This window comes from Pseudotabrizicola sp. (assembly GCF_030684215.1).
Classification (GTDB): domain Bacteria; phylum Pseudomonadota; class Alphaproteobacteria; order Rhodobacterales; family Rhodobacteraceae; genus Pseudotabrizicola.
In genome coordinates this window covers 1-13,041 of sequence record NZ_JAUXOV010000043.1, presented here as the reverse complement: position 1 = coordinate 13,041, position 13,041 = coordinate 1, and the positions used below count along the sequence as shown (strand labels likewise).

Sequence of the window (13,041 nt, the reverse complement as noted above, 5' to 3'; positions counted from 1 at the left end):
AGGCTACCAACCAAGAGCCTGCCCGGGAGGCTGGCGGCGTTAAAAGCATCAGCGGGACAACCGGCTCCTGACGTTGGGGCACCATCCCCCGCTCGCCATTCCCTTCCTTGCCCCGAATCCTGTCTTCGAGATCAACCCGCGCGGGGTCGGACTACGGGCAAGCCCGTGCCGCCGGGTGGATTCGGGCAAGCCGAACGCACCCGGTGATGTCAGCCAGTCTTCGGGCCTGCGGGGTCCTGTCGCGCGGGGGATGGTCCCCCGCCTCCCAGACAGGAGCCAAACAGATGTCCCGCAAAGATGCTCACGCCTTCGCCGCCTCCCTCGCCGCCACGCTCATGGTTTCGATCGTTGTCTTCCAGGCAGGGGATGGAACCTTTGGCGCCGTCCCCGCCGATGAAATCGACGGTGACGAGGTCGTGATCGTCTCGGAATACGATCCCTTCGGGTGAGGCTTCGGCCTCACTTCCCGAGGGCCCGGGCTCGGCGCAGGTGCGCCCCGGACCGTTCGTCGGTTATACCGACTTACCAATTCGGATTGAGTGGTATGGCCACTGAAAGGCGGCCACCCACGGACGAAGCCGCAAATGACCGCAGCCTGTATCAGTATGTCTCCACGACGCCGCTGTATTCACCGCGCAACTGGATTGTCATCGTGATCGCCGTGCTATCGCGGTTGCGCCAGAACCAGCCATGATCACCGGCAAAGGGGGCTTCGATGCTGCCTGCGCCTTCGGTTTTACCGGCGCCACGTTCATAATCGACAGACTCACCGCCGCTATGGGCGTGCAGGTCAAAGTTGACCCGGCCGCCCGTCGCGGTCCACGAGTATTCGGCCACATCTCCCGCTTCCATCGTCATCTTGATTTCTGCGGTGGCTCCGGGCTCGAGGGTGAATGTGACTTCGTCCCGCCAAGCGACCTGAGCCTCCTGCGCGTGGGCTGTGCCGACAAACAGGCCGAAGACGGCGTCAAGAACACTTGAGGACTGATCCCGGGCACGCTGCTCGTCCAGCAGGCGATCCGCCTCGGCCTCTGCGGCCAGCTGAACCTTGATCTCGCCCATCTCTGTCAGCCCGAGAACGCGGCCTATCCCGGTCGGGTCGATGGCATATTCTGCGGGCAGATAGACGGTGACCGTAATCACCACAGCCCCGATGCCCGCGATCACGGTTGACCGGAACAGTTGCGCCTTGCTTGGCAGGTCTTCGAGGTTGGGTTTGGGTGCGTTGTTCATATTACTCTCCAATGTCCAGAATTCAGGTTGAGGCCAGGTAGCCGGCGACTTGAATGCCGGTCAGCCAAAGTCCGAGGCCGATCATGATCACATTCGCGACCGTGGCCTGTCGCATGAAATTCGGGCTGCGCCGCCAATAGCCCATGACGATCAGTATGACGGCGAGGGCAAGCAACTGGCCCACTTCAACGCCCACGTTGAACGCCAGGAGGTTGGGCAGCAGCCCATCTTGCGGGATGTCGTAGTCCAGGATCTTGGATGCCAGACCCGTGCCGTGCAGCAGCCCGAAAATCAGTGTGGCCGCTTTTGTGTTGGGCTGGACCCCGAACCACTTCTGATAGGCGCCGAGGTTGTCGAGTGCCTTATAGACCACGGACAGGCCGATGATCGCGTCGATGATGTAGGCGTTGATGCCCCAGCCATACCAGACCCCCAGCAGCATCGTCACCGAATGGCCAACGGCAAAGATGCTGACGTAGATGGCCACGTCCTTCATCTTGTAGAGGAAGAAGACAACGCCCAGCAGGAACAGGATGTGGTCATATCCGGTCACCATGTGCTTGGCGCCCAGATAGATGAACGGGATGATCTTTACCCCCCAAATCTCTTGGATATAGCCCGCGTCACCGGCAGTGACGTTATGGGCGAGGGCTTGGGCGACGCTCAAGGCGTAAACCGCAAGCACGGTGAGGATCAGAGCCGTGGCGCGGCAAGATGCCAGCGCGCGAAGGCCCGATGAAGTCGAACGCATGAAGAAAACTCCGTTGTTGATGGTGTCTGACGATGCCCGCTGCGCATTTCGCGCAGCGGCTGGTCAGACACGCGGAGGTCGTTCAATCCGGAAAATGCGGTGCGGACCCGACTGTGACGCCCGCAGGCGCCAAGCATCTTGTGCGTCGGGCCAGATACCGCCGCTGGCGGCCATGACTGCAAGAGCCGGGCTGTGGTCGTGATCGACTGCGTCGTGGCTATGGCCGTGCAGCGCCCAGAGCAGGTCTTCCTGGAACCCGTGGCTATGGCCGTGATCGGCGATCATCTGGGCATGCTCGTTAATCGTCTCGGCGATGCGAGGGACATGGGACAGGCTGGGCAGGATCGACCAGCACAACAGTGACAGGCACAGAAGTGCCGTCATGATCCGCCCTGCCATTGTCTGCCCTGTCCGCGTCACGAAAGCCTGCCCAAAACTCTTGCGGCACGCGTGCGGTGCCGTCTTGTTATATCCCCCTAGGGGGGATACTTTATATGTATGTCAGAATCGCAACTGCATGCAACCCACCCCGCCCTGATCGCCCGGCTGAAACGTGCCGATGGCCACCTCCGCGCCGTGATCGAGATGATCGAGGCGGGCAAACCCTGTCTCGAGATTGCGCAGCAACTCCACGCCGTGGAAAAAGCCGTGGTGAATGCCAAGCGCGCGCTGATCCATGACCACATGGACCATTGTCTGGATACCGAGCATTCGCCCGAAGACCGGGCGGAGCTCAAGACCATCGCCCGATATCTGTAAGGCGCACCGATGCTGGAAATTCTCGCCGATCGCACCTACCGCCACCTGTTTGCCGCACAGGTCGTCGCACTGCTCGGAACGGGGCTGGCCACGGTCGCGCTGGGGCTTCTGGCCTTTGACCTCGCGGGGGATGACGCGGCGATGGTGCTGGGCACCGTCTTCTTCATCAAGATGGTGGCTTATGTCGGCATCGCCCCCATCGCGGGGGCCTTTGCCGACAGGGTGCCGCGCCGAGCGCTTCTGGTGACGCTCGATCTGGTCCGGGCGGGGGTTGCGCTGTGCCTGCCCTTCGTCACCGAGGTCTGGCAGGTCTATGTCCTGATTTTCCTGCTGCAATCGGCCTCGGCTGCCTTCACGCCGACCTTTCAGGCCACGATCCCGGACGTGTTGCCGGAGGAAGCGCGCTACACCCGCGCGCTGTCTTTGTCGCGGCTGGCCTATGATCTGGAGAACATCGCAAGCCCCACCCTCGCCGCGCTGCTCTTGGCGGTGATGAGCTACAATTCCCTGTTCCTGGGCACCGTGGTCGGCTTCGCGGCCTCGGCGGTGCTGGTTGTCTCGGTGCTGCTGCCTAGCCCGAAACCGTCGTCGCCGCGCGGCGTCTATGACCGCACCACGCGCGGCATCCGAATCTACCTTGCCACGCCGCGTCTGCGCGGGCTCTTGGCGCTGAACCTCGCTGCTGCATCGGCGGGCGCGATGGTGCTGGTCAATTCGGTGGTGTTGGTGCGCAGTACGCTGGGGCTGGATGCCGCGGCGCTGGCCTGGACGATGTTCGCCTTCGGCGCAGGGTCGATGATCGCGGCGCTCGTGCTGCCGCGGATTCTGGACCGCGTGCCGGACCGGCCAGTTATGGTAGCCGGTGCCGCGCTGATGGTGCTGACGCTGCTGTCGCTTGCCGCAGATATGGCGGCCCTCGGCCTCGAATGGCCGTTCCTTCTGGCGGCATGGCTGCTAGTGGGTTTAGGCTATTCGGCGGTGCTCACGCCCTCGGGCCGGTTGTTGCGCCGGTCCGCGCATGCCGAGGACCGCCCCGCGCTCTTTGCCGCGCAATTCGCGCTTAGCCACGCCTGCTGGCTGTTGACCTATCCGCTGTCGGGATGGCTGATGACGCAGTTCGGGCCCGTTGTTGCGCTGGGTCTGCTGGCGGCTCTGGCTGGCATAGGCGCGCTGACCGCGCTGCGCCAATGGCCGTCCGGCGATCTCGACAGCTTCGAGCATACGCATGAAAACCTGCCGCTCGATCATCCACACCTGCATGGCGCCCGGCGCCACGCGCATCCCTTCGTTGTGGACGAAGAGCATCCACGTTGGGCATCACAACTTTGAGCGTGATTATCCAGGTCAGGCAGCCGCCTCATAGCTCGTGAATACCTCGGTGCTGCCGTCACGGCGGATCAGGAACACGTCATAGGCTTCGCGACTCTCCTCGGGCCCCATCCCGGGAGAGCCGTAGGGCATGCCAGGAACAGCCAAGCCGACCGCATCCGGGCGTTCCTCGAGCAGCCGCCGGATATCTGCGGGCGGAACATGCCCCTCGATGAAATAGCCGTCGGTCTCGCCCGTGTGACAGGAGATCATCTCCTGCGGGATCCCGTTGTCGAGCTTGTGGCGGATCAGAAGCGTGCCGAAGCTGTTCTCGGTCGTGACCGTCATACCATCGGCGCGCAGGATTTGCACCCAGGCTTCGCAGCAGCCGCAGTTGCGATCCTTCAGGACATGAATGGCAGGAGCGCCCTGCGCAAGGCTCAACTTCGGCGCAAGGGCGGCGAGGCTGGCGGCGCCGAAAATCAGGCTGCGGCGGGACAATATGGGCATGATCTTTCCTCCGGTCTCGGTTTTGTGCTTTGTCATCCCGCCACGTTCAAGGCCCAGCCGATCACAAGAACCTGAGGCACGGTCAGCAGCGGCAGCAGCAGCGCGGCCTTCAGCCGCCCCGTGACCTCCCTCAGAACAAGGATCTCGGTGTAGTCGGTCGCCACGCCCGCCATCAGGAAGGTGAAGGCATTGCCCGGCGCCGCGGCCCGCGTCATCAGGTCGGCGGCGATCGGCACCGATCCTTCCGAGCAAACCTCGATGATCGTGGCGGCAACAAGCGTGGTGAAAAGCCCGAGCAGCGTCGCGCCGAACCACGTCGCGAAGACCTCGGTCGGCACCGTCGCCTGGATCAGCGCCGCCAGCACCACGCCGAAGAACAACCAGCGCAGGACCATGCGGCTTGCGGTGACAGACCGGCGCGCGATGTCGCGGGCGAAGGCGGCATCGTAGCGGGTGGCGCGCAAGCCGGCCTTTGCCTCGCGCCAGACGTGGAAATCGGCGGGCAGGTCCACGCGGTTCGGGTTCGGCTTCACGCGGCCTGCGCGTTCCAGCGCTTCGACGATAAGGCCGGTGGCGAAGGCGATGACCAGCGACGCGACAAGGAAGACCGCCATCCACTGCCACCCCATCAGCACGCCGATGATGATCGTCAGCGACAACGAGTTCCAGGGCGAGGCGATCAGGAAGGCGAAGACCTGCCCGAGGCTCGCGCCGCGTTCGTAGAGCTTGGCACCGACCATCAGCACGCCGTGGTTGCACAGGTCGAGCAGCACGCCCGCCAGCACCGCGCGCACGAGGCTTGTCGCGCCCTGGTCACGGCCGATGACGCCGATGACGAATTGTCGGGGCACACGGTCGATCAGGCCGACGGCAAGCATGCCGACCAGGATGCCCCACCACATCAGATTCATCATCTCCTGCACGCCGTGGGTGAAGACGCCGAGCCCGAGGGGCGCATCGTGCGGCAGGACGAAACCCGCGAGGTAGGAGATCACGATGATCGCGCCCGAGCCCCAGAGCATCCAGTCAACGCGGCGCCATGTGGGTGCATCCACGCCCGTGGACGGACCACAGCAGGAGGCCGCCGCCGTCTCACCGCTTCCGCCACAGCAGGATGCCGCCGCAGCAGAGGCCAACCGCGGCGGCGGATCGCCCGGCAGGACGAAGCCGCCCGCGTCACAGGTGGAGGCTGCGGCGCGGGCCGTCGCGGGCTGGCTGATCTCGTTCATGGCACGGTCTCCGTCATCTGATCGTAACGTACGACCTCCAGCAACTGTAGGTTCAAGAGGGTTTCGGAAATTTCCTGCACGACGTTTCTCACCCCGTCCCGGGCTCGCTGCGCTCCATCGCGCGGCGGATCTTGGGGAGCGCGAACTCGCGGGGTTCGTGAAAGTCGATAATGCTGACCAGCGCGCCTGTTGCATCGAACAGAAACACACCTGCCGTATGGTTCATCGTGTAATTGCCGCCGTCGAGCGCAACCTTCTCGTAGCGCACCCGGAAGCCTTCCGCCGCGCGCGCGATCTGCGCAGGAGTGCCCGTCCAGCCGCGGATCTGAGGATGAAAATAGCCGACATATTCGGCCATCGCCTGGGCGGTGTCCCGTTCCGGATCGACCGTGATGAGCACGGTGTTTAGTATCCCCGCTTCCGCGCCGAGACCATCGAGCCAATGCGAGATGTCTGCGAGCGTCGTCGGGCAGACCTGCGGGCACCAGGTGAAGCCGAAGAAAACGAGCGACGGGCGGCCGATCAGGGTCTCGGGACCGACAGGTCGCCCCTCATGGTCGGTCAGCGTGAAGTCCATGTTTGTCAGCGGCAGCGGACGCCGGTCGCCCATGGCGATGTCCGGCGCACCGGGGCCCTCGACCTGCCACCAGCCCGCGAAGAGCGTCACCGCGACGGCGGCAAGGCCAAGCGTGCCGTATCGCAGGAGCGCACGCCGCCGCATCAGTCCGCTGGACCCCGCGACGCCATGCCAAGGATCGGCACCTGGATCGAGGCTTCCGTCCCGTCGGCAAAGATCACCGACAGGGTATAGCTTTCCCCTTCGACCATCGGACGCTGCAGGTCCATGAGCATCACGTGAAGACCACCGGGCGCAAGCGCGACGGCTTCGCCCGCGGCGATCTCCACCTCCTCCATGTGCGACATGCGGGTGACGCCCTGCGCATCGGTGGTGGTGGCATGGATCATCGGCATCATTGCAAGGTCGGTGCGCATTCCGGTTACCATGACGGGCTCGGCCCCGGTGTTGCGCAGGGTCATATAGGCCACGCCGGGCCGGCTCGTCCCGATCGAAGCGCGTGACCACGCGTCCTCGATCACCACGTCATCCCCGTCGGCAAGGACAGGTGGCGCCGCAGCCAGAAGCGAGAGGACAAGGGTAGCGATGCCGAATGGTCTCATGTTCAGTCTCCAAATTCTGGTCTGCATCCGGTCAGGACCCGGTCCGATGGACTTCTTCCGCAACGAGCGCGCGGAGTTCGGCCTCGCCGAACGGCTCGAGCGGACGCTCGTTCACGAAGAAGGTCGGCGTGTAGCGGACACCGACCGCCTGCACGTCGGCCCGGTCCTGGTTAAGCACTGCGACCACCTCGGGCGAGCGGATTTGCCCTTCCGCCGCCGCGACGTCGAGCCCGGCCTCGCCCGCGATCCGGATGATCAGGTCAGTCCGCATCCCGCCATGCGACGCCCAACGTGGCTGCTCGCGCATCAGCGCGTCCATCACCGGCTCGAAGACGCCCTGCATCCGGGCGGCTTCCAGAACGCGAATCGCCACCTCCGAGACCTCGCCATGGAACGGCGTGTAGCGCACCACGACACGCACGGCGTCGCCGTGCTCGGCCATGATGTCCTTCACGATGGGGTGGAAGGCGCGGCAGGCCTCGCAGGCCGGGTCGAAGAACTCGACGATGGTGACAGGCGCATCATCACGCCCCAGCACCGGCGACCATGGCCGCACCAGCGCCTCGGCCACTTCGGGCGGCACGGTCGCGACCTGTGCGTCCGGACGAGAGACGAACCATGCGCCGCCCGCGAAGAGGACGAGCGCCAGCGCGAGGATAGAGAGGATGAGCGGTCTGCGGGTCATGCGGGGACAGTCTTTCGCGAGAGGGCGCAGAGCGCCGCGATGGCAAGGAAGGACAGGACGGCCAGCGCCGGGATTGGCACGCCGAGGATCAGCTGGTTGGCGTCGGTGCAGGAGGGGCCGGTTGCGGCACAGGGTTGGATGCGCTCAGGGATCAGCCCGGCATAGAACGCCAAATGCCAGACGGCGACGGCGGCGCCCGCCAGCGCCAGCACCACGCCGTAGCGTGCGACCGATGTGTCGCGCCACCAGAGGCCGAGGCCGAGCAGGACCGCCAGCGGGAACATGAAGGCGCGCTGGAACCAGCACAGCGAGCAGGGCGTCTGCCCCAGCACCTCGCCGATGAAGAGCACGGCAAGCGAGGCAATAAAGGCCAGGAGCCACGCCAGCCACAGGGCAGGTTCGCCGCGCAGCCTATCCATCTGCATCGATCCGCGCGCGAAGATCGGCGGTGATCTCCGGCGCAGGCGTACCATAGCTATATAGCCGCACGAAAGCGCCCTCTGGGTCGAAGAGGAAGACCTGGCTGGTGTGCCCCATCGTGTAGCCGTCCGGCGCGGTCTCTTCCGGGACGCGCTCGTAGAAGATCTTGAAGGATGCGGCGGCGGCCTCGATCTGCTCCGGCGTGCCGGCGAGGCCCAGAATAGACGGATGGAACTGGGGGACGTACTCGGCCAGCGCCTCGGGCCGGTCGCGTTCGCTGTCGACCGAGATAAAGAGCGGCTGGACCGCGTCGGCTTGCGCACCGAGGTCGTCCATGACCTGCGCGATCTCCGCCAGGGTGGTGGGGCAGATGTCGGGGCAGTTCGTGAAGCCGAAGAAGACGAGGCTCCACTGGCCGCGCAAATCCTCGGCCGTGCGGGCAACGCCGTTATGGCCCGTCAACTCGAACTCCGCCACGACCGAGGCCGGTGCGTTGGCCTCTGCGCTTGCCGTCGTGTCCGGCGACCGGGCATCGAAGAGAGCCAGACCGCCCGCGCCAAGCGCGGCGACGGCCACTGCCGCCCACAAACCCTTCTGAAGTCCCGTCATCTGCCAGAAATGCCTCGCAATTCTTCATTTTGGTGCCTGCTTACAAGCTACAGTAGGTAGAGGTTCAAGCGTTTTCTTGCCCTTGGGATGGGCGCTGACGCTTTCGTGACGGCTTGTGAATCGCCTCGACCAAACCTACAAAGGCTGTAGCAATTAGGGGGGCATTTCATGCTGACCATCGGCACGCTGGCCAAGCGCACTGGCACCAAGGTGCAGACCATCCGCTACTACGAACAGATCGGACTCTTGCCGGAACCGGGGCGGACGGAGGGCGGGCAACGTCGGTATGGGGACAGCGATCTCGACCGGCTCGCATTCATCCGGCATGCGCGGCAGCTTGGCTTCACGCTCGAGGCGATCCGTGAGCTGCTGGACCTTTCCGACAACCCGGACCGGTCCTGCGCGGATGTGGACCGCATCGCGCACCGCCAGCTCAAGGAGGTCGAGGTCCGCATTACCCGGCTGGACGCCCTGCGCAAGGAGCTCAAGCGCATGCTCGGGGAATGCAGCCGGGACACCGTCGCGGACTGCCGCGTCCTTGAGGTTCTGCGGGACCATGCCGCCTGCCTGACGGATCACGGACAGGGCGTTTGAGGATGCCGGCGGCGTTGATCTACCCGTTGGCCGCGCTGGCCGAGATCGCCGGCTGCTTCGCCGTCTGGGCCTGGTGGCGCAGCGGCGCGTCCATGTTCTGGCTCGTGCCGGGCGTAGCAAGCCTTGCGCTTTTCGGCTGGCTGCTCGCGCAGGTCGAGGCAGGCTTCGCGGGGCGCGCCTTTGCCGCCTATGGCGGGGTTTACATTGCCGCGTCGCTACTCTGGATGTGGGGTGCGGAGGGTCAGCGGCCGGACGGCTGGGACCTTGCCGGGGCGGCCCTCTGCCTTGTCGGCGCCGCCATCATCCTCGCGGCGCCAAGAGCGGCGTGAAAAAATCGCTTGAAGCTACAGTGACTGTAGCAATTACACCGATCATGAGCCGATTCGAAGGAGCCCATCATGATCGACCGCACCCACCCGCTTGAGCCCACGCCGCTTCTGGATTTCCGTGCGGAGGCCATCGTCCGCCTGATCGATGCGAGGGGGTGGCGCCAACTCTCCGAGCATGACCGCATCGGCGCCGCCTACGACTTCGTTCGGAACGAGATCCTCTTCGGCTACAACCGGGCAGACGACATCGCCGCCTCTGAGGTGCTGGCCGACGGCTACGGCCAGTGCAACACGAAGGGAACGCTCTTGATGGCCCTCTTGCGCGCGCTCGATGTGCCGTGCCGGTTGCACGGCTTCACCATCCACAAGGCGCTCCAGCGTGGTGTGGTACCGGAGATTGTTTATCCGATCGCGCCTGCGGAGATCTTGCATTCCTGGGTCGAGGTCTGGGCCGGCGGAAGGTGGATCAACCTAGAAGGCTTCATCCTCGACAGCCAGTTTCTTCGGCGGTTGCAGGACGCTTTTGTCGGCACCGAGAGCCTTTGCGGATATGGCGCAGGAACGGACTGTCTGAGCGCACCGCCGGTCGACTGGACGGGGCGCGATACCTACATCCAGAAGACCGGCATCGCCCGCGACTTCGGAACGTTCGAGACGCCGGACGTATTTTATGAAGAGCATAGTCAGGCGTTTGGCCCGCTCCGTGACTGGTTCTACCGCAGCATCGTCCGACACTGGATGAACGCGCGCGTTCGGAGCATTCGCGGGGGGCGGGGGCTCCGCACGCGCGTCAACCATAGTCGGGTGACCCGCGGTACCGCTTGACCGCGCGGGTTAGGGAAGTTTGAATAGCAGGGCGGCTGAACCGCCCCTTGACCTTCCACTGACTTGAACAACTTGGGCATTAACCAACGTACGGGTTGCGGTAAAAGTAAGTCCCAGATCGATAACACGGCGAGTGAGGGGTGCGGCAAGAATGTGCACATGCCAACCCATTCGCTCTGCCCCTCCATGTTGCTGGACGGCGATCTGGTCAAGAAAAGCGTTGGCCTTGTGTCCGGCGCCACCGAATTCGCCATAGTAGCGACGCTCACATGTGCCGCGTTTGCGCCGTGAAGAGCGGCTTGATGGCGGACCGTTCGCCCAGAAAACTTTAGCAATCAGGAGAACTCAAATGCAAATCTCGAAAGTCATTGCTGCGGCTGCACTAGGAGCGACCGCATTCTATGTGCCTGCCTCGGCGCAAGACGCGGACTTCCAGCTGCCCGCGCAGTGTATCTCTGCGACCGCTATGGATCATGGCGCCATGCAGGGCGATCAGATGGGTGGCATGATGGGCATGATGGGTATGGACCTCGAAACCATGCCCGAGCACGTGCAGGAAAACATGCGCCGGATGATGATCAGCATGCCGGCTATGCACGAGGGCATGATGATGGAGGATGCCGACGTGGCCTTCGCATGCGGGATGATCGCTCACCACCAAGGTGCAATCGACATGGCGCAGGTGCTGCTCGCGCATGGCGACGATCCGCAGATGCGAGCACTCGCCGAAGAGATCATTGCCGCGCAGGTCGGCGAGATCGAGCAAATGACCACATGGCTGGCTGAGAACGCCAGCTGAGACTGTGCGGGTCGCGTAGCGCACGCCGCGCAGTCACTTGATCCTGTCTGTTTCAGTGCATGTCCCAAGGCGAGAGCCGCTCCGTTTTGCCCGCGTCACGGTCAGCCTTCAAAGGTCGACCTGCCGTAGCCGCAGGGCGTTGGTGATCACCGAGACCGACGACAAGCTCATGGCCGCCGCCGCTATCATCGGTGAGAGCAGAAGGCCGGTAACCGGGTAGAGCAGCCCTGCTGCGATGGGAACGCCAAGCGCGTTGTAGGCGAAGGCGAAGAACAGGTTCTGCTTGATGTTGCGCAAGGTGGCGCGCGCGAGTTTTCGTGCCCGGACGATGCCCATCAGGTCGCCGCCCAGGAGGGTGATGCCTGCGCTTTCCATCGCCACGTCCGCGCCGGTGCCCATGGCAATCCCGACATCGGCGGCGGCGAGCGCCGGGGCGTCGTTCACCCCGTCGCCTGCCATCGCGATCTTGTGGCCGTCGCGACGCAACTGCTCGATCAGGTCCTTCTTGCCCTCGGGCAGGATACCCGCGCGCACTTCGTCAATTCCCAGCTTGCCCGCCACTGCCTGCGCGGTTCGCTCGTTGTCGCCAGTGGCCATGATGACCCGTAGTCCCTGTGCGTGTAGTTCCCTGATGGCCTGCGCCGTCGAGTCCTTGATCGGGTCGGCAACTGCCACAATGCCGACAAGCGCGCCATCGACAGCGATGAACATGGCCGTCTTCCCTTCGGCACGCAGGACATCGGCCCTGGCTTCAGCCTCACCGATGTCCAGCCCCAATTTCTGCATCATTGCGGCGTTGCCAAGTGCCACCGCGCGTCCACCAACCTTTCCGCGTACGCCCTTGCCGGTGACGGCGTCGAAGTCGGTGGCGTCCTGACGCGGCGCAACCTGGGCCTCGGCCAGCGGGTGTTCCGATCTTTGGGCTCGGCCCCGTCGCTCCATCCGTCAGTCAATGGCCATGTCCTCTGCGGTCTCGCCCCCTGACAGCGCCTCCACGAACCACTGCGGTTTGCGACCCCGGCCGGACCAGGTATGCGACGGATTCTCAGGGTGCCGGTATTTCGCCGCGGCAGGCGCGCGCGAGGTTTTCACATCGGTGCCGACGAGTTCGGCCAGGGAGTAGCCCAGGTCCCGGGCGAGATCTTCCACCTTTGCGCGGGCTTCCGCCTTCTGCCGATCCTCATAGGTGGAGATTGCCTTGGCGACGTCCTTCTGCATTTTCTTCAGCTCGCTGAGCGACAGTGCCTCGAGATCGTAATCAGCCATTGATGCGGTCCATGTCCTGAATGATCCAGTATCGATAGCGCGTCGCGGCCGGGTGCCGCAACTCCCGCTAGGCAAGGCAAGGGGTGGCAAAGGCTGGTGGTCTCCGTTTCCGTCGCCAGTGATGTGCTGAACTGGGGGTCAGGCTGTCCGAATTGGCAAGGTGACAGGGTCTGGCATGGGCTCCCCGCGCATCTCTGTCTCCCGGGCCATCCCTTCGACTGACAATCCCCTAATCCCGTTCGGTTGCCTGCGCGCAACCCCGCGTCAGTCCGGGCCGTGTTGCCCCTTTGGGGCTGCCCGCTCCACCCCGGTCCTCTGTGGGTTTCCGGCGTCCGTTCCGTCCACCGTGCACGCGTCACCCGACGGGCTTTTGCCGGGTCTTGTCGAAGGGACGGTCCCGAAGATGTTGATCGGCGCGCAATAAGGACCCCGCTACCGGAGTGATCGGCGTCCAAAAGGGACCCCTCCATCGGGGCGTGGGTCCATAGTCCGCCCGAGGAATATTCGGGGGACGTTTTGCGGGATGCTGGTTGTGGAGACGATAG

19 protein-coding genes and 1 pseudogene are annotated in these 13,041 nt (G+C 64.4%); 8 read left to right on the top strand and 12 right to left on the bottom strand.

What is annotated here, in order from left to right:
* Positions 1-284: 284 nt before the first annotated feature.
* The gene (locus Q8K08_RS09020) at positions 285-449 is read left to right on the top strand and encodes a hypothetical protein (RefSeq protein WP_007803240.1); all 165 of its coding nucleotides are present in this window, start codon (positions 285-287) and stop codon (positions 447-449) included.
* Between the two features lie 151 nt (positions 450-600).
* On the opposite strand, the gene Q8K08_RS09015 is transcribed toward Q8K08_RS09020, so the two are convergent.
* The 3 genes from Q8K08_RS09015 to Q8K08_RS09005 all read right to left on the bottom strand — a co-directional run bounded on the left by Q8K08_RS09015 (position 601) and on the right by Q8K08_RS09005 (position 2,368).
* A complete protein-coding gene (locus Q8K08_RS09015; RefSeq protein WP_305249837.1) occupies positions 601-1,233 on the bottom strand; it encodes a transmembrane anchor protein in 633 nt (210 codons plus the stop codon).
* Positions 1,234-1,255: 22 nt separating this feature from the next.
* Positions 1,256-1,984, bottom strand: a complete 729-nt coding sequence (locus Q8K08_RS09010) for a HupE/UreJ family protein (protein WP_305249836.1) — start codon at positions 1,982-1,984, stop codon at positions 1,256-1,258.
* A 63-nt stretch (positions 1,985-2,047) separates the two neighbouring features.
* Entirely contained in the window at positions 2,048-2,368 is a 321-nt protein-coding gene (locus tag Q8K08_RS09005; protein WP_305249835.1) for a hypothetical protein, read from the bottom strand.
* A gap of 114 nt (positions 2,369-2,482) precedes the next feature.
* Here Q8K08_RS09005 and Q8K08_RS09000 point away from each other — a divergent pair, with 114 nt between their 5' ends.
* Both Q8K08_RS09000 and Q8K08_RS08995 read left to right on the top strand, forming a co-directional pair.
* A complete protein-coding gene (locus Q8K08_RS09000) occupies positions 2,483-2,743 on the top strand; it encodes a metal-sensing transcriptional repressor (protein ID WP_305249834.1) in 261 nt (86 codons plus the stop codon).
* Positions 2,744-2,752: 9 nt separating this feature from the next.
* Positions 2,753-4,072: an MFS transporter gene (locus Q8K08_RS08995; protein ID WP_305249833.1), complete on the top strand. Its 1,320-nt coding sequence runs from the start codon at positions 2,753-2,755 to the stop codon at positions 4,070-4,072.
* 15 nt (positions 4,073-4,087) lie between these two features.
* Here the strand turns inward: Q8K08_RS08995 and Q8K08_RS08990 are convergent, their stop codons facing one another.
* From Q8K08_RS08990 to Q8K08_RS08960, 7 genes are all read right to left on the bottom strand, one after another.
* Positions 4,088-4,561, bottom strand: coding sequence for a DUF411 domain-containing protein (locus Q8K08_RS08990; protein WP_370870535.1), 474 nt, complete (start codon positions 4,559-4,561; stop codon positions 4,088-4,090).
* Positions 4,562-4,593: 32 nt separating this feature from the next.
* The gene (locus Q8K08_RS08985) at positions 4,594-5,790 is read right to left on the bottom strand and encodes a permease (protein ID WP_305249831.1); all 1,197 of its coding nucleotides are present in this window, start codon (positions 5,788-5,790) and stop codon (positions 4,594-4,596) included.
* Between the two features lie 88 nt (positions 5,791-5,878).
* Positions 5,879-6,511 carry an SCO family protein gene (locus tag Q8K08_RS08980; protein ID WP_305249830.1) on the bottom strand — a complete coding sequence of 211 codons (633 nt, stop codon included), beginning with the start codon at positions 6,509-6,511 and terminating at the stop codon, positions 5,879-5,881.
* Positions 6,511-6,969, bottom strand: coding sequence for a copper chaperone PCu(A)C (locus Q8K08_RS08975; RefSeq protein ID WP_305249829.1), 459 nt, complete (start codon positions 6,967-6,969; stop codon positions 6,511-6,513). Before Q8K08_RS08975 ends, Q8K08_RS08980 begins: the two co-directional genes overlap by 1 nt.
* Positions 6,970-7,000: 31 nt before the next feature.
* Positions 7,001-7,654, bottom strand: a complete 654-nt coding sequence (locus tag Q8K08_RS08970; protein WP_305249828.1) for a thioredoxin domain-containing protein — start codon at positions 7,652-7,654, stop codon at positions 7,001-7,003.
* Complete coding sequence (locus Q8K08_RS08965; protein WP_305249827.1) at positions 7,651-8,073, bottom strand: disulfide bond formation protein B; 423 nt, start codon at positions 8,071-8,073, stop codon at positions 7,651-7,653. The genes Q8K08_RS08970 and Q8K08_RS08965 overlap by 4 nt, the downstream gene beginning before the upstream one ends.
* Positions 8,066-8,683, bottom strand: a complete 618-nt coding sequence (locus Q8K08_RS08960) for an SCO family protein (RefSeq protein ID WP_305249825.1) — start codon at positions 8,681-8,683, stop codon at positions 8,066-8,068. Before Q8K08_RS08960 ends, Q8K08_RS08965 begins: the two co-directional genes overlap by 8 nt.
* A 168-nt stretch (positions 8,684-8,851) precedes the next feature.
* Between Q8K08_RS08960 and Q8K08_RS08955 the strand changes: the two genes are divergently transcribed.
* The 5 genes from Q8K08_RS08955 to Q8K08_RS08935 all read left to right on the top strand — a co-directional run bounded on the left by Q8K08_RS08955 (position 8,852) and on the right by Q8K08_RS08935 (position 11,230).
* Positions 8,852-9,277, top strand: a complete 426-nt coding sequence (locus tag Q8K08_RS08955; protein ID WP_305249824.1) for a helix-turn-helix domain-containing protein — start codon at positions 8,852-8,854, stop codon at positions 9,275-9,277.
* 2 nt (positions 9,278-9,279) lie between these two features.
* The gene (locus tag Q8K08_RS08950; protein WP_305249823.1) at positions 9,280-9,606 is read left to right on the top strand and encodes a YnfA family protein; all 327 of its coding nucleotides are present in this window, start codon (positions 9,280-9,282) and stop codon (positions 9,604-9,606) included.
* A gap of 69 nt (positions 9,607-9,675) precedes the next feature.
* Positions 9,676-10,431: a transglutaminase family protein gene (locus Q8K08_RS08945; protein ID WP_305249822.1), complete on the top strand. Its 756-nt coding sequence runs from the start codon at positions 9,676-9,678 to the stop codon at positions 10,429-10,431.
* A 159-nt stretch (positions 10,432-10,590) separates the two neighbouring features.
* On the top strand, positions 10,591-10,722 hold the full coding sequence (locus Q8K08_RS08940) for a hypothetical protein (protein WP_305249821.1): 132 nt from the start codon (positions 10,591-10,593) through the stop codon (positions 10,720-10,722).
* Positions 10,723-10,780: 58 nt separating this feature from the next.
* Positions 10,781-11,230 carry a DUF305 domain-containing protein gene (locus Q8K08_RS08935; RefSeq protein ID WP_305249820.1) on the top strand — a complete coding sequence of 150 codons (450 nt, stop codon included), beginning with the start codon at positions 10,781-10,783 and terminating at the stop codon, positions 11,228-11,230.
* Positions 11,231-11,338: 108 nt separating this feature from the next.
* Here Q8K08_RS08935 and Q8K08_RS08930 read toward each other — a convergent pair.
* Both Q8K08_RS08930 and Q8K08_RS08925 read right to left on the bottom strand, forming a co-directional pair.
* A pseudogene (locus Q8K08_RS08930) lies at positions 11,339-12,145 on the bottom strand (HAD-IC family P-type ATPase); the annotation flags it as partial.
* Positions 12,146-12,175: 30 nt separating this feature from the next.
* Positions 12,176-12,496, bottom strand: a complete 321-nt coding sequence (locus Q8K08_RS08925) for an H-NS histone family protein (protein WP_305249818.1) — start codon at positions 12,494-12,496, stop codon at positions 12,176-12,178.
* Positions 12,497-13,041 lie beyond the last annotated feature (545 nt).

What these genes read in the sequence shown, in the direction of transcription:
- Q8K08_RS08940 (WP_305249821.1), top strand. Translation starts at nt 10,591, where the DNA reads ATGCCAACCCATTCGCTCTGCCCCTCCATGTTGCTGGACGGCGATCTG.
- Q8K08_RS09005 (WP_305249835.1), bottom strand. Translation starts at nt 2,368, where the DNA reads ATGACGGCACTTCTGTGCCTGTCACTGTTGTGCTGGTCGATCCTGCCC.
- Q8K08_RS09015 (WP_305249837.1), bottom strand. Translation starts at nt 1,233, where the DNA reads ATGAACAACGCACCCAAACCCAACCTCGAAGACCTGCCAAGCAAGGCG.
- Q8K08_RS08985 (WP_305249831.1), bottom strand. Translation starts at nt 5,790, where the DNA reads ATGAACGAGATCAGCCAGCCCGCGACGGCCCGCGCCGCAGCCTCCACC.
- Q8K08_RS08965 (WP_305249827.1), bottom strand. Translation starts at nt 8,073, where the DNA reads ATGGATAGGCTGCGCGGCGAACCTGCCCTGTGGCTGGCGTGGCTCCTG.
- Q8K08_RS08975 (WP_305249829.1), bottom strand. Translation starts at nt 6,969, where the DNA reads ATGAGACCATTCGGCATCGCTACCCTTGTCCTCTCGCTTCTGGCTGCG.
- Q8K08_RS08950 (WP_305249823.1), top strand. Translation starts at nt 9,280, where the DNA reads ATGCCGGCGGCGTTGATCTACCCGTTGGCCGCGCTGGCCGAGATCGCC.
- Q8K08_RS09000 (WP_305249834.1), top strand. Translation starts at nt 2,483, where the DNA reads ATGTCAGAATCGCAACTGCATGCAACCCACCCCGCCCTGATCGCCCGG.
- Q8K08_RS08970 (WP_305249828.1), bottom strand. Translation starts at nt 7,654, where the DNA reads ATGACCCGCAGACCGCTCATCCTCTCTATCCTCGCGCTGGCGCTCGTC.
- Q8K08_RS08935 (WP_305249820.1), top strand. Translation starts at nt 10,781, where the DNA reads ATGCAAATCTCGAAAGTCATTGCTGCGGCTGCACTAGGAGCGACCGCA.
- Q8K08_RS09020 (WP_007803240.1), top strand. Translation starts at nt 285, where the DNA reads ATGTCCCGCAAAGATGCTCACGCCTTCGCCGCCTCCCTCGCCGCCACG.
- Q8K08_RS08925 (WP_305249818.1), bottom strand. Translation starts at nt 12,496, where the DNA reads ATGGCTGATTACGATCTCGAGGCACTGTCGCTCAGCGAGCTGAAGAAA.
- Q8K08_RS08945 (WP_305249822.1), top strand. Translation starts at nt 9,676, where the DNA reads ATGATCGACCGCACCCACCCGCTTGAGCCCACGCCGCTTCTGGATTTC.
- Q8K08_RS08990 (WP_370870535.1), bottom strand. Translation starts at nt 4,561, where the DNA reads ATGCCCATATTGTCCCGCCGCAGCCTGATTTTCGGCGCCGCCAGCCTC.
- Q8K08_RS08955 (WP_305249824.1), top strand. Translation starts at nt 8,852, where the DNA reads ATGCTGACCATCGGCACGCTGGCCAAGCGCACTGGCACCAAGGTGCAG.
- Q8K08_RS08995 (WP_305249833.1), top strand. Translation starts at nt 2,753, where the DNA reads ATGCTGGAAATTCTCGCCGATCGCACCTACCGCCACCTGTTTGCCGCA.
- Q8K08_RS09010 (WP_305249836.1), bottom strand. Translation starts at nt 1,984, where the DNA reads ATGCGTTCGACTTCATCGGGCCTTCGCGCGCTGGCATCTTGCCGCGCC.
- Q8K08_RS08980 (WP_305249830.1), bottom strand. Translation starts at nt 6,511, where the DNA reads ATGCGGCGGCGTGCGCTCCTGCGATACGGCACGCTTGGCCTTGCCGCC.
- Q8K08_RS08960 (WP_305249825.1), bottom strand. Translation starts at nt 8,683, where the DNA reads ATGACGGGACTTCAGAAGGGTTTGTGGGCGGCAGTGGCCGTCGCCGCG.